The organism is Chryseobacterium sp. Marseille-Q8038 (assembly GCF_965111995.1).
Genome location: NZ_CBCOPN010000002.1, coordinates 1,097,616 through 1,110,469, shown reverse-complemented (window position 1 = coordinate 1,110,469; position 12,854 = coordinate 1,097,616). Strand labels below are relative to the sequence as shown.

13 protein-coding genes are annotated in these 12,854 nt (G+C 35.6%); 5 read left to right on the top strand and 8 right to left on the bottom strand.

All coding sequences use genetic code 11. The features are described 5' to 3' along the window. Positions 1 to 297: 297 nt before the first annotated feature. From aspS to ACWPWS_RS19005, 5 genes are all read right to left on the bottom strand, one after another. Positions 298 to 2,052, bottom strand: coding sequence for an aspartate--tRNA ligase (aspS, locus tag ACWPWS_RS19025; RefSeq protein WP_209786910.1), 1,755 nt, complete (start codon positions 2,050 to 2,052; stop codon positions 298 to 300). Between the two features lie 137 nt (positions 2,053 to 2,189). Next, entirely contained in the window at positions 2,190 to 2,552 is a 363-nt protein-coding gene (locus ACWPWS_RS19020) for an ankyrin repeat domain-containing protein (RefSeq protein ID WP_123864430.1), read from the bottom strand. Positions 2,553 to 2,696: 144 nt separating this feature from the next. Next, entirely contained in the window at positions 2,697 to 3,140 is a 444-nt protein-coding gene (locus ACWPWS_RS19015) for an ankyrin repeat domain-containing protein (protein ID WP_454047567.1), read from the bottom strand. A 10-nt stretch (positions 3,141 to 3,150) separates the two neighbouring features. Beyond that, positions 3,151 to 3,354 (bottom strand): helix-turn-helix domain-containing protein, encoded by a 204-nt coding sequence (locus tag ACWPWS_RS19010; protein WP_077418859.1) that lies wholly within the window; start codon positions 3,352 to 3,354, stop codon positions 3,151 to 3,153. 2 nt (positions 3,355 to 3,356) lie between these two features. Then, positions 3,357 to 3,941: a hypothetical protein gene (locus ACWPWS_RS19005; RefSeq protein WP_454047566.1), complete on the bottom strand. Its 585-nt coding sequence runs from the start codon at positions 3,939 to 3,941 to the stop codon at positions 3,357 to 3,359. Positions 3,942 to 4,139: 198 nt separating this feature from the next. Between ACWPWS_RS19005 and ACWPWS_RS19000 the strand changes: the two genes are divergently transcribed. Together ACWPWS_RS19000 and ACWPWS_RS18995 are read left to right on the top strand one after the other, a co-directional pair. Beyond that, positions 4,140 to 5,534: an MATE family efflux transporter gene (locus ACWPWS_RS19000; RefSeq protein WP_454047565.1), complete on the top strand. Its 1,395-nt coding sequence runs from the start codon at positions 4,140 to 4,142 to the stop codon at positions 5,532 to 5,534. A gap of 364 nt (positions 5,535 to 5,898) precedes the next feature. Continuing rightward, entirely contained in the window at positions 5,899 to 6,018 is a 120-nt protein-coding gene (locus ACWPWS_RS18995; protein WP_065119703.1) for a 30S ribosomal protein THX, read from the top strand. Between the two features lie 59 nt (positions 6,019 to 6,077). Here ACWPWS_RS18995 and ACWPWS_RS18990 read toward each other — a convergent pair whose 3' ends face one another. From ACWPWS_RS18990 to ACWPWS_RS18980, 3 genes are all read right to left on the bottom strand, one after another. Next, positions 6,078 to 6,737 carry a DUF937 domain-containing protein gene (locus ACWPWS_RS18990; protein WP_454047564.1) on the bottom strand — a complete coding sequence of 220 codons (660 nt, stop codon included), beginning with the start codon at positions 6,735 to 6,737 and terminating at the stop codon, positions 6,078 to 6,080. 80 nt (positions 6,738 to 6,817) lie between these two features. Next, on the bottom strand, positions 6,818 to 8,077 hold the full coding sequence (locus ACWPWS_RS18985) for a protein O-mannosyl-transferase family (RefSeq protein ID WP_454047563.1): 1,260 nt from the start codon (positions 8,075 to 8,077) through the stop codon (positions 6,818 to 6,820). 1 nt (position 8,078) lies between these two features. Then, on the bottom strand, positions 8,079 to 8,588 hold the full coding sequence (locus ACWPWS_RS18980) for a DUF2480 family protein (RefSeq protein WP_454047562.1): 510 nt from the start codon (positions 8,586 to 8,588) through the stop codon (positions 8,079 to 8,081). A 78-nt stretch (positions 8,589 to 8,666) separates the two neighbouring features. Between ACWPWS_RS18980 and lpxB the strand changes: the two genes are divergently transcribed. The 3 genes from lpxB to ACWPWS_RS18965 all read left to right on the top strand — a co-directional run bounded on the left by lpxB (position 8,667) and on the right by ACWPWS_RS18965 (position 12,816). Then, positions 8,667 to 9,770, top strand: a complete 1,104-nt coding sequence (gene lpxB, locus ACWPWS_RS18975) for a lipid-A-disaccharide synthase (protein ID WP_454047561.1) — start codon at positions 8,667 to 8,669, stop codon at positions 9,768 to 9,770. Between the two features lie 42 nt (positions 9,771 to 9,812). Then, positions 9,813 to 10,901 (top strand): glycoside hydrolase family 99 protein, encoded by a 1,089-nt coding sequence (locus tag ACWPWS_RS18970; protein WP_454047560.1) that lies wholly within the window; start codon positions 9,813 to 9,815, stop codon positions 10,899 to 10,901. A 142-nt stretch (positions 10,902 to 11,043) separates the two neighbouring features. Then, positions 11,044 to 12,816, top strand: coding sequence for a ComEC/Rec2 family competence protein (locus ACWPWS_RS18965; protein WP_454047559.1), 1,773 nt, complete (start codon positions 11,044 to 11,046; stop codon positions 12,814 to 12,816). Positions 12,817 to 12,854 lie beyond the last annotated feature (38 nt).

The window sequence follows — 12,854 nt, the reverse complement described above, 5'->3', positions numbered from 1 at the left end:
AAATGTATTTGTTTCGTTAAATAATTTATTTTGATTTAATTTTTACTACTTATTTTCAAATCTAATTATTTCACGAATATTTGATATAGTGATTAAAACTCCACATTACACTCACGTAAAGTTTATTCTATTAACAAATTAATAAGACATGGTTGAATTTATACAGTCATGGCAGTCAAAGTATGATTTTCTTTTTTTAAGTAATATTGTCGATATAGAGCATGGGAATTGTAGGGTAAATGGAAGATCTCTGTAAATGATGATATAAAAAAAGCGGGGCAAAACCCCGCTTTATATTTATGCTTTTAAATTCAATTGTAATTCTAATTCGTCGAGTTGTGCATCAGCAATCGAAGCCGGTGCATCAATCATTACATCTCGTCCTGAATTGTTCTTAGGGAATGCGATATAATCTCTGATTACTTCATTTCCATCAAGAATGGCTACCAAACGGTCAAATCCGAATGCTAAACCACCATGTGGCGGCGCTCCATATTTGAACGCATTCATTAGGAATCCAAACTGAGCTTCTGCTTCTTCTCTGGTGAATCCTAATAAATCAAACATTTTAGACTGAAGATCTCTGTCAAAAATTCTGATAGATCCTCCTCCGATTTCATTTCCGTTAAGAACCATATCATAAGCATTGGCTCTTGCTTTTCCAGGATCCGTTTCCAATAAGTGAATATCTTCTGGTTTTGGAGAGGTGAAAGGGTGGTGCATTGCATGGTATCTTTCAGTATCTTCATCCCATTCCAATAGAGGGAAGTCAACTACCCAAAGTGGAGCAAACTCATTTCCTTTTCTTAATCCCAAACGGTTTCCAAGCTCCATTCTTAATGCAGAAAGCTGAGCTCTTACTTTATTCTCATTTCCGGAAAGAATCAACATTAAGTCTCCTTCTTTAGCTCCGAATTTTTCGATGATTTTTGCTAAATCTTCTTCGTTGTAGAATTTGTTCACCGATGAGGTTTTCACTCCATCATTCTGGAATTTTGCCCAAACCATTCCTGAAGCTCCAATCTGAGGACGTTTTACCCAATCAACAAGTTCGTCAATTTGCTTTCTTGTATATTCTGCACAACCTTCTACATTGATTCCGACAACCAGTTCTGCGTCATCAAATATTTTAAAGTCTTTCCCTTTTACCAGCTCATTCAGTTCTACGAACTCCATCCCGAAACGAATATCCGGTTTGTCATTTCCGTATTTTCTCATTGCATCCGCGAAAGTCATTCTTGGGAAGTTTCCGAATTCCTGGCCTGTAATATCTTTTAAAAGAGTTTTAGTCATTCCTTCGAATACGTTCATCACATCTTCCTGCTCTACAAAAGCCATTTCACAGTCGATCTGTGTAAATTCCGGCTGTCTGTCAGCTCTCAAATCCTCATCACGGAAACATTTTACAATCTGGAAGTATTTATCCATTCCACCTACCATCAAAAGCTGCTTGAAAGTCTGTGGAGACTGTGGTAATGCATAAAACTGCCCCGGATTCATTCTGCTTGGTACCACGAAGTCTCTTGCGCCTTCCGGAGTGGACTTGATCAAAACAGGGGTTTCCACTTCAATGAAACCTTCTTCAGATAAATAATTTCTTACTTTCTGTGCCATTTTATGGCGGAAGATCAGTTTATCTTTTACTGGATTTCTTCTGATATCCAGGTAACGGTATTTCATTCTTAATTCTTCACCACCGTCTGTTTCATCCTCAATAGTGAAAGGAGGAAGCTGAGAGTCGTTCAGAATAGTCAGTTTTTCTACCAGAATTTCAATTTCCCCGGTTGGAATATTAGGGTTTTTACTTACTCTTTCAATAACTCTTCCGGTAGCCTGAATCACAAATTCACGGCCCAGTTTTTTAGCTTCTTCCATCAATTGTGCAGAAGAACGCTCCTGGTCAAAAACCAGCTGGGTAATTCCGTAACGATCTCGTAGATCTACCCAAATCATAAATCCTTTATCACGGATAGTCTGTACCCATCCTGATAGTGTAACTTCTTCATTCAGATTTTTCAGAGATAGCTCTCCGTTGGTGTGTGATCGAAACATAATTATTTGTTTAAAGTTCAATGTTTAAGGTTCATTTTTGAACCTTGAATTTTTCGTTGGCAAAGATAAGATTTTTGCAGGTTTTATAAATAAAAAAAACTTCCTTTCGGAAGTTTCATATATTGTTTTTAGATTTTTTAATTTCTATTACCACCTTTTGCGATCAGAATTCTCTTTATTTCTTCAGTACCTTTTGTTTCATCAGCTACTTCAAGAGGTGTTTTGTTCTGACATTTTTTGTTGACGTTGGCTTTGTTGTCCAAAAGGAAGTTGATAATGTTCTTTCTATCAGACATAACACTGAAACCAAGAGGTGAATAAAGTATATCTCCTACAAGGAAACATTTGTTGTAATCTCCCGGGGCAAACTGTTTTTTAAATGTTGCTATATCATCAGAATAAATGGCTTTCATCTTTTCCTGAGTCATTTTCTGAGCAGATAACATACTGCCAGACAGTAACATTCCAAATAGAAAGGTAGTAGAGATTATTTTTTTCATAAGAATAATTTTTAAGAATATACAAATCTAAATTAAATTTTATTACCAATTGATAAGTTTTGGCAATAAATGTTATTTGATTAAGCGGTCTATTCTTTTAATTATTGTAAAATCGTAAAACTGGTTTTGGGAAATAAGGGGAACTTATTCTAAAAGCTTAATCATTTCAGGTTTTTCATACTTTCGGGCATAATCTAAAGCAGTGTAGCCTGCTGAGGTTTTTATGTCTTTTTTTGCCCCGTTGTCCAGAAGTTTTTTTGCTAATTCTGTATTGCCATATTTTGCCGCAAACATTAATGGTGTTTTTCCATCACAGATTTTGTTTAGATCAGCTTTTTCATCAATCAGTTTTTGGAAAATCTCCTTGCTGTTCATTTTAATGGCCAGTGCTAATAAAGTATAAGCGTTATTTTCGATTTGATAACACGCATTGATGTTTTCCTTATTGATTAAACCTGCAAAGTAGGCAGTGTTGTCATATTTTAGCATTTGCTTATGCTCATTAGTTAATTCCTGAGCGGTTACAGAGGTCACGGATAACATTCCTAATGCTAGAAAGATAGTTTTAAGGGTTTGGTGTAATTGCATATTGTAGTTTTTATGGTTTAAATTCTAAGATATCTCCGGGTTGGCAATCCAGTGCAGTGCAGATTGCTTCTAAGGTGGAAATTTTTAAAGCCTTGGCTTTTCCGTTTTTTAAAATGGAGAGATTTGCTTGGGTAATTCCTATTTTTTCGGCCAATTCCTGGGACTGCATTTTCCGTTTGGCAAGCATTACATCAATGTTGATAATGATCGGCATGATTATATAGTTAATTCGTTTTCTGTTTGTAATTCATATCCCTTTTTGAAAAATTCTATAATAAAAAATATAATGATTCCCAATGTGAAGTGAAGCACGATGAATAGAGGATCTATGCTATAGATAGATTGATCCATACAATATAAAACGATACTATAGATAGGGATAAAGACGATGTTAAGTGTAGCGAATATCTTTAAATCATGGATGACTTTTATATTAAAAATAAGATCAGTACTCATCCCTTTGAATATTCTGAACAAATAAAAAGTAAAAACACTGTAAAATCCCACAAAAAAGATAATGGAAACAAAGGTATACAGGGTATAACTACCTTTGATTACAGCACCCGTTAATGGCATTTCGAATTGGAACGTTAAAGAATCAGTTGCAGTTTTTCTTATTTCATTATCGAAATTTCCGGTTTTAAAAGTTTCTGAGAAAAACGGTGTTCCCTGATGTAAATTACTGTAAACAATGACAAATCCCAAAATGATATATCCGAGGTATAGAAGCTGAGCGACGGAGCCTGCCAATAAAATTTTACTTAGCAGAGTAGAAACAGATTTTTCACCAATTAATTTCATGCGATATTATTTTTAGTTGTTGTAAATGTATAAAAATTTATCGTATTACGATAAACTTTTATTGCAAAATTAATTTTACAATATTTTTAACTGAATTTTGATAGCAACGGTCATGATTCAAAAAATGATTAAAACTTTTCATATGCCAACTTTTAATTGCTTTTGAATGAATACTTTTGCTAATAAACCAGGAGAGTCATGACAAAATATATTCAGTTTTTGAAAAAAGCATTCAGCGGCGAAGAAACAGATTTTACAAAAGTGAATATCAGAAGCGCTGTGCTGCTTTTAGCAATTCCCATGATGTTGGAGATGGCTATGGAATCTGTATTTGCTCTTGTTGATCTCTATTTTGTTGGTCACCTGAAAGAAAGTGGTTTTGCCATTCAGACGGTAGGCCTTACCGAATCTGTACTTTCTGTGATGTATTCTATTGCGATCGGTATGAGTATGGCGGCAACGGCTTTAGTGGCAAGAAGAATCGGGGAGAAAAACCCGGAACAGGCTTCCAGAAGTGCAGCGCAGGTATTGCTCGTTTCCTTCGCTATTACTTTTGTTTTAAGCTTACTTGGAGTGATCTATGCTGAAGAAATTTTGATTCTGATGGGCTCAAAACCTGAAGCGGCAGCTTATGGAAAGAATTTCACCAGAATTATGATGGGAAGCAGTACCATTATTATGCTTTTATTTTTAATCAATGGTATTTTCAGAGGAGCAGGAAATGCGATGATTGCGATGAAAAGTTTATGGATAGCCAATATTGCTAATATTATTCTCTGCCCGATTCTGATAAAAGGCTTAGGACCAGTTCAGGCTTTGGGATTAACAGGTGCTGCTTTGGCCACAACGATAGGCCGTAGCATAGGGGTGATTTATCAGTTGTATCATCTCTTAGTAGCCGATACGCAGATTCGCATAAAGATTCCTTATTTTAAACCGAATTATGAACTCATCCAATCCGTAATAAAAATTGCAACTCCCGGAATTTTTCAGTTTGTTATTGCATCATGCAGCTGGATTTTTCTTGCAGAACTCGTGGCAACAACTGGTGGTGAGAATGCATCAGCAGGTTATCAGACCGCTTTAAGGCTTATGATGTTTTTTATGCTTCCTGCATGGGGACTGAGTAATGCTGCTTCTACGTTGGTAGGACAAAATATGGGAGCCAATGAAATGTTGAGAGCAGAACAGTCTGTAATGAAAACCGTGAAATATAATGTCATCTTTATGCTGGTGGTCAGTCTGATCTTCCTTTTTATGGGGAATTTTTTAGTGGGCTTCTTCACGCAGGAAATGGCCATTAAAGATTTTGCTAAAAATGCTCTTCAGATTATGAGCACTGGATTTATCTTTTATGGAATCGGTATGGTAATGATCAATGCATTCAATGGGGCAGGAGATACCTGGACTCCTACTTGGGTTAATCTTTTTGGATTCTGGCTGTTTCAGATTCCTTTAGCCTATTTTTTATCCAAATATTTTGACATGGGGCCGAAAGGCGTTTTTATTTCAATTCCGGCGGCAGAAACTTTAATTACCATTGTTGCTTTTATCTTGTTTAAAAAAGGGAAATGGAAAACGATAAAGGTTTAAAAGGCTGGGAGCTGGAAGCTGGATGATGGAAGTGATGATGGTCTGAAATATCTAAAACGGTTTTTATTAGCAAACATTGGAGTGTAGATTTTTTTTAAAGGAAAACGATAAAGGTTTAAAAGGCTGGGAGCTGGAAGCTGGATGATGGAAGTAATGAAGGTCTGAGATATTAAAAACGGTGTTTAACGGTAATCATTATAGTGTAGATTTTGATATGATAGCAGAGAAATTGAAAACAGCAACCTGATGTAACTTCCAGCCTCCTTCTCCCAGCTCCCAGCTATTAATAAAACTTTAACAGCTTTATTAATTGGATTTTAGCGTTGGGTTTTATAAATTCGTAGTACAACAAATACATAATACTATGGGAAAAGGAGACAAAAAATCAAGAAGAGGAAAAATTAATTCCGGAAGTTATGGAAAAAGAAGACCTAAAAAGGCTTCAAAATCTTTTGCAGCTTCTGAAGAAAAATCTAAGAAGTAATCAAAATAAAAAAGACCGAAGATCATGTCTCCGGTCTTTTTTTATGAAAATTAAATTAATTATTTACCTCCAAGAATATTACCAAGGATGCTGCCTAAGCCGCCACCGCCTTGTTGTTGGTTTCCACCACCACTCAATACACTTCCCAGTATATCGTTCAGAGGATTTCCTGATGATTGGGCTTGTCCGCCACCTCCCAAAACACTTCCAAGAATGTCATTTAAAGGATTAGACTGCTGAGCCTGAGCCTGATTAGAAGCATTTCCAAGAATTCCTCCTAAAAGATCACCCAAACCGCCTGCGCCTACATTATTTTGTTGCTTTTGCTGGCCGATATAACCCATTACAACAGGGGCAAGCATCGCAAGAATAGGACCTATTTTGTCTATTGAAATTCCTGTGTTTTGTGACAGCTGGTTTTCAACAGTACTTTTTTGTCCGCCGAAAATATGATCAAGAATAGATCCTCCTTCAGCCTGTCTTGCTTCAATTTGTGAGGCATCATCTAAAATACTTCCGTTATGGTCTTTATCTAAAGCACTATTTAAAGCTTCTGCTTCTTTAGCATCCTGAGATTTATTTCTAAGATAAGAAATGATAAGAGGAGTAGCTACTGCTAATAGGGCAATTACCTGGTTTTTGCTGATTCCGAATTTGTTTTCAGCCTGTTCTGCAACCTGGTTGCCCGTGTTCCCTGTAAGTAGGTCAATTAAACTCATTTTTTGTGTTTGTTAGTATTAAGTAAACCAAAGTTATCAAAAAATATGCCTCATAAAATGACCGCCTTTCATAATTATTGTTAAAGTTTTCTGATCTGTTCTTCCGTGTAACCTTTGCTCTTTAAAAGCTTTATATATTCTATCGCACTGATGGTCATCCATTCAATAGGTTCAGGTGCCTGCTTCTTATCAATGGTGAACTCCAAAATACCGACATTGTTATTCATCCATGGAAGTGCATAATAATTCAGTCCTCCTTTATACTCCTTAAACGTGTGAAATTCTTTTCCTTTTTCCGTCAATAATATGACTTTATACACTAGAAGGTATCCAACAGGAATCAACAGGCATACCCATGAAAATTTTCGTAGACTGGTATACTTTGTTGAGGAAAGGCCGTACCCGATGGATAAGGCAAAAATTATATTGAACGGTAGGAAAAATACGTAATTATCTGATACAGCATAAAAGGTTGAAAACCCGTATACGCATACTGCTCCTACTGTAAAAACAAAAAACATTTTTCTATTTGTCTTATACAATAAGAGAATTCCTGCTATTCCAAAATAGGTAAACAGGTTGAAATTATATAAAAGGTATCCCAAAGATTGAAAAAAATCTTTTACATATTGAAGGGTGTCTTTTTTCAAAGAATCTTCTACCCAGGTTCCCTGATCAGAACTATAAGGCGATTTAAAAGGAAGTCCCTGGGAAATATTCAGAACGAATAAAGAACTGAATAATGCAGCAAAAATCAATAGCGAAACCACTGCGTATTTTTTTTCATTTCTGAAGTAAAATAAGAAGACAGCCAAAGCAGGGATCAGAAGAATATTCTGAATATGCACCCATAAACTGATTCCTAAAAAGAGGCTGCTCAACAGGATGTAGATTCTTTTCTTTTCAGTAAAACTTTTGATCATTGAAAAAAAGAAAAGACTTACCCAAAGAGAATTATAAGTATATACTTCTACGATCTCTGCATTTCTCCAGAAGGTAAAGCTAAAACCAAAAACAAAAGCAGCTGTAAGAGATGCCCATTCTGTCTTTGAAATGCTTTTTACCGTGAGATAAATTACAGAAACCGTAGCGGCACCTGAAGAAACAACCAAAAACCTGCTTGCTTCAATAGCATTAATGCCTGCCAGGTTTTTGATAAAAATAACGGTGTTGATGTAGAGAAAGTGGCTTGTTGCCGTAGCCGTTGTTTCCCATATACCTTTTTCTGCGCTGAACACAAAACCTACACAATCGGCAAAAGGAATTTTTGAAAAACTTCCGAAATAATAGATTCCAAGAAAAATAATAAACAAAAATACTGCTGATAAATATTTGTTCATATTAGTTCTTTATGATAGGAACATTCGAACAAGCTTCTCCGAACATCAGAGATTTTACAATGGGTTTTAATTGTTCTACCAATTCAATATAGGCATTTTCAGGGATTTCTTTATCGGAACAGCCTTTTACAAGCACTCTTTTTCCTCTCATTTCCTCAAAATCATGAGTCTGGATGGCATTGTGCATTAAAATAACTTCCAGGTCTTCGCGGTTTCCAAAAACGATTTTCTTTGCAACTTCTGTAAGCTTCGCTGTTAAAACAAAATAAGCCCAAAGCGGAATAATAGTATCTACAGAATTGTAAATGTATATATAGGTGTCTCTATATTGTTCCGTATCGATGGCGTCAACCTTTTCACGGAAATCTTTTTCTTTAAGGATCATTTCCTGAAAAAGAAAATCTTTAAGGTCAATACCTTTTCTTTCCCCTTTTGGAAGTAAAGTGGTAAGGTCAAAATTGATAAGGCCGCTTTCTGCAACTTTATTCCGGATTTCAAATTCTTCTGACATTTTTTATCATTATCTTTGAACAAATTTACGAATTAAGATCATATCAATCTTAATTTGTTCTCTATCCTTACTATAGAAATGAAGTATTATATTATTGCAGGTGAAGCTTCTGGTGACTTACATGGAAGTAACCTGATGAAAGCCTTAAAACAAAAGGATTCCAATGCAGAATTCAGATTTTGGGGTGGCGACCTCATGAAAGCTCAGGGCGGAACATTGGTAAAACATTACCGTGACCTTGCCTTTATGGGATTCCTGGAAGTGGTGATGAATCTCCGTACCATTCTGAATAATATTAAATTCTGTAAAGAGGATATTCAAAAGAACAGACCTGACGTTTTGATTTTGGTAGATTATCCGGGTTTCAACCTGAGAATTGCCAGATTTGCCAAAGAGCTTGGAATCAAGGTGGTGTATTATATTTCACCACAGCTTTGGGCCTGGAAAGAAGGCCGCGTAGAAATTATCAAAAAATATGTGGATGAAATGATGGTCATTCTTCCTTTCGAAGAAGATTTTTACATAAAACATGGAGTTCATTCCCATTTTGTAGGTCATCCTTTGCTGGATGCTATTTCGGATTTACAGGAAATCAGTATTGAAAAATTCAAATCTAAGCATGGACTGAACGAAAAAGAAATCATTGCATTATTACCGGGTTCCAGAGAACAGGAGGTGGAAAAAATGCTTGAAATAATGCTTTCTGTAAGACCACACTTTAAAAATTATCAGTTTGTAATTGCCGGAGCACCCAGTCTTCCAAAAGAATTTTACGAGAAATATGTGGATGATAATGTTCATTTTGTTTCCAATAAAACCTATGACCTGCTCAGATGCTCAAAAGCAGCTCTTGTTACATCAGGAACAGCCACTCTGGAAACGGCATTATTGAATATCCCTGAAGTAGTCTGTTATCGCGGAAGTAAAATTTCTTATGCTATTGCTAAAAGATTAGTGAAAAACATCAATTATATTTCGCTGGTTAATCTGATTATGGATAGAGAAGTGGTAAAAGAATTGATTCAAAATGATCTGAATACTAAAAACCTGGTAGAAGAACTCAACAAGATTTTAACAGGAGAAAAAAGAGAACAGGTTCTGAATGACTATGATCTTCTGAGAGAAAAGCTTGGCGGAAAAGGAGCCAGCGACCATGCCGCTGAGGTAATATTAAACGTATAGCCTCATCCCAAATCTTTTGAAAAATTAATCTACCTTTTACCTATGAATTATTGTACCCGTTTCCTGTTATTACTGACATTTACCTTATTTTTCTCCCATAGTTTTGCCCAGCAGAACAACAGAGATAAAGCTCAGATATTTTATTACGGCTGGTATGGAAATCCATCAACAGACGGAAGTTATCAACACTGGAATCATGAAATTCTTCCTCACTGGAGCAATCCGAAGTGGAACAATATGGGACATCACCAGGGAGGAGATGATATCGGGGCTAATTTTTATCCGGCACTTGGAAATTATAGTTCCAACGACACGAAGATCATTGAAAAACATATGAAAATGATCAAAGAGTCCGGAGCAGGCGTAGTGGTGGTAAGCTGGCTGGGAAAAGATTCATACACGGATAAAAGTCTTATCAATTATCTGGATATTGCAGATCGTTTTGATTTGAAAATAGCGTTTCACATTGAACCGTTTTATAAAAATACATCAGAATTAAAGGAGCAGCTTTCCTACCTTATAAAAACATATTCCAATCACCATGCTTTCTATAAAAAAGACGGAAAACCTCTGTTGTATGTATACGACAGCTATAAAATCCCTAAAGAAGAATGGGCAAAAATGCTGTCTGAAAATGGCGAGAAAACAATCCGAAATACAGAATTAGATGCTCTTTATATCGGACTGTGGGTTGAAAAAGATGATGCGAAATTTTTTGAATCGTCCGGATTTGACGGTTTCTATACCTATTTTGCCAGCGAAGGTTTTGTATACGGAAGCACAACCGCCAATTGGAATTTTATGGCCAAATATGCTAAAGATCATCATCTGATTTTTATTCCTTGTGTAGGTCCTGGGTATTCAGATACAAGAATCCGTCCATGGAACGAAGCAAATTTCAAAAGCCGAAACAATGGGAAGTATTATGAAAACATGTTTGATGCTGCCATAAAAGTAAACCCTGATTTCATCGGGATCACCTCATTCAATGAATGGCATGAAGGAACCCAGATAGAACCTGCTGTTCCTAAAAAAGCGGGAGATTTTAAATATGAAGATTATGGGAAAGATCCGTTGTTTTATATCAAAGAAACTAAGCGTTTGACGGATAAATTTTTGAAAAAGAAATAGTATACTTTCAATCCTGAATTTTACCATAAAAAATTAAGTGCCCCGTTGATGTTTTTTGATGCATAACGGGGCTTTTTTTAGTCAGTTTAGAGATCATATCTCATGAATTAATTATCTACTTTACCCTGATAATTAATGGAAATTGCACAAGCAGCCTCTTCTTATTCTGGCCGTATGTTTTATTCTTGGGATTCTTTTTCAGGATAAAATAGTGTTGACGAAATCTTTCGTTTATGGGATTGCTGCAATCTGTTTAGTTCTGTTTGTTTCAATCTGTTTTCATTCTTACTTTCTGCACAAAACCAAATTTATCGGGCTTGTGCTTTTGTTCTTTGGTGCTGGGATTATCCTTCATTTTTATAATGCTTATTCTGCGGATGATAGGGTTCTGGTAGGGAAAAAAGAAACGGTTACTTTTAAGATCGCTCAGAAATTAAATTCTTCTGGAAAATATAGAAAATACGAAGGTGCGGCACAGGTGGGAAATACACGTTTCAATTCCATTTTTTATGTTCCAAAAGACAGAAAAGAGCTGGATTTTATCCACTATTATAAAGCTGAAGCGTATGTAACACAAGCAAAGACGGCCCAATATGATTTTCAGTTTGATTATGCCAGATATCTGAAGCGAAAACATATTGATTATCAAATTTATATTTCAAAAGAAATTGTATCTGCAGAACGGAATGAGGTAACGCTGGCGGATAAAATGCGGCAATATAGACTTATGGTTCTTCATAAAATTGATACAACCGGAATGTCAGGTAAGACCAAAGAGTTTTTAAAAGGGATTATTCTGGCAGACCGTACAGAGATTGATGCAGATACTGTAAAAGATTTCAATAAATCCGGGCTGGTTCATTTTTTGGCTATTTCCGGAACCCATATTGTGGTTATCTTCGGGATATTTTATTTTTTGCTGATCCGTTTTACTCCCTTACCATTCAGAAAATATACGGTGATTGCAAGCTTGGTTTTTATCTGGCTGTTTGCTGCTTTTATTGGATTTGGAAATTCAGTGTTGCGATCCTGCATCATGCTCAGTGTTTATTTTGTTTTTGTATTGCTTCAGCGGAAACCGGATTTGCTTCATTCATTGGCTTTATCTGCTTTCTTTATTTTAATTGGTGATACCCAGCAACTTTTTGACGTGGGTTTTCAGCTTAGCTTTATGGCTGTTTTGGGGATTTATTGGTTGAATCAGCCTCTGTTGAAACATTTTCCAAAACAGGATAACTATATTAAAAAACTCCTGTTTAATACCATTACAATATCTTTATCAGCACAATTGGCAACCCTTCCTTTGGTCTTGTATTATTTTCATCAGTTTTCATTCATATCAATCATTGCCAATTTTGTTGTTGTTCCTTTTTCCGAACTCATTATTGTTTTCTCCTTTATAATGACTGCCCTTGTTTCTTTTGGAATTGATTTTGAATTTCTGAATGAGATATATGATTATATTATCCTGATTCTATTGAAAATAATCCACAGTTTTGCTGAGATTGACCTTTTATTCTTTGAAAATATTCCAATGAATATCCTGGAAGTTCTTTCGGTGTCTGCTGTAGTTTATTTATTAAGACCGGTTATCTTAAAGTTTAATTTTAAAAATCTTATGAGGCTGATAATGGCGGCCATCATTTTTTTGATAATAAGAACGGGAAGCACAGCTTTTGAACATCAGAAAGAAGAGATATTGGTTCATCATTTTAATAAAAACAAAATTTTTTCAGTAAAAAATGGGGATAGAGTATGTTTCTGGATTTCGGATATGGAAAATATGGCAGAGATTTTACAGTATATAATAAATCCCTATTGTGCCTCCAGGAGAGTAGATCATTTTGAGGTAAAAACCTTGTCATCCTCCGTTCAAAAAGTAGTTTTCAGAGATAAGATTTACGATCTGAAATGATGGTTCTTAATTTAGGCGTTTTCCTGTATTTATAAAGG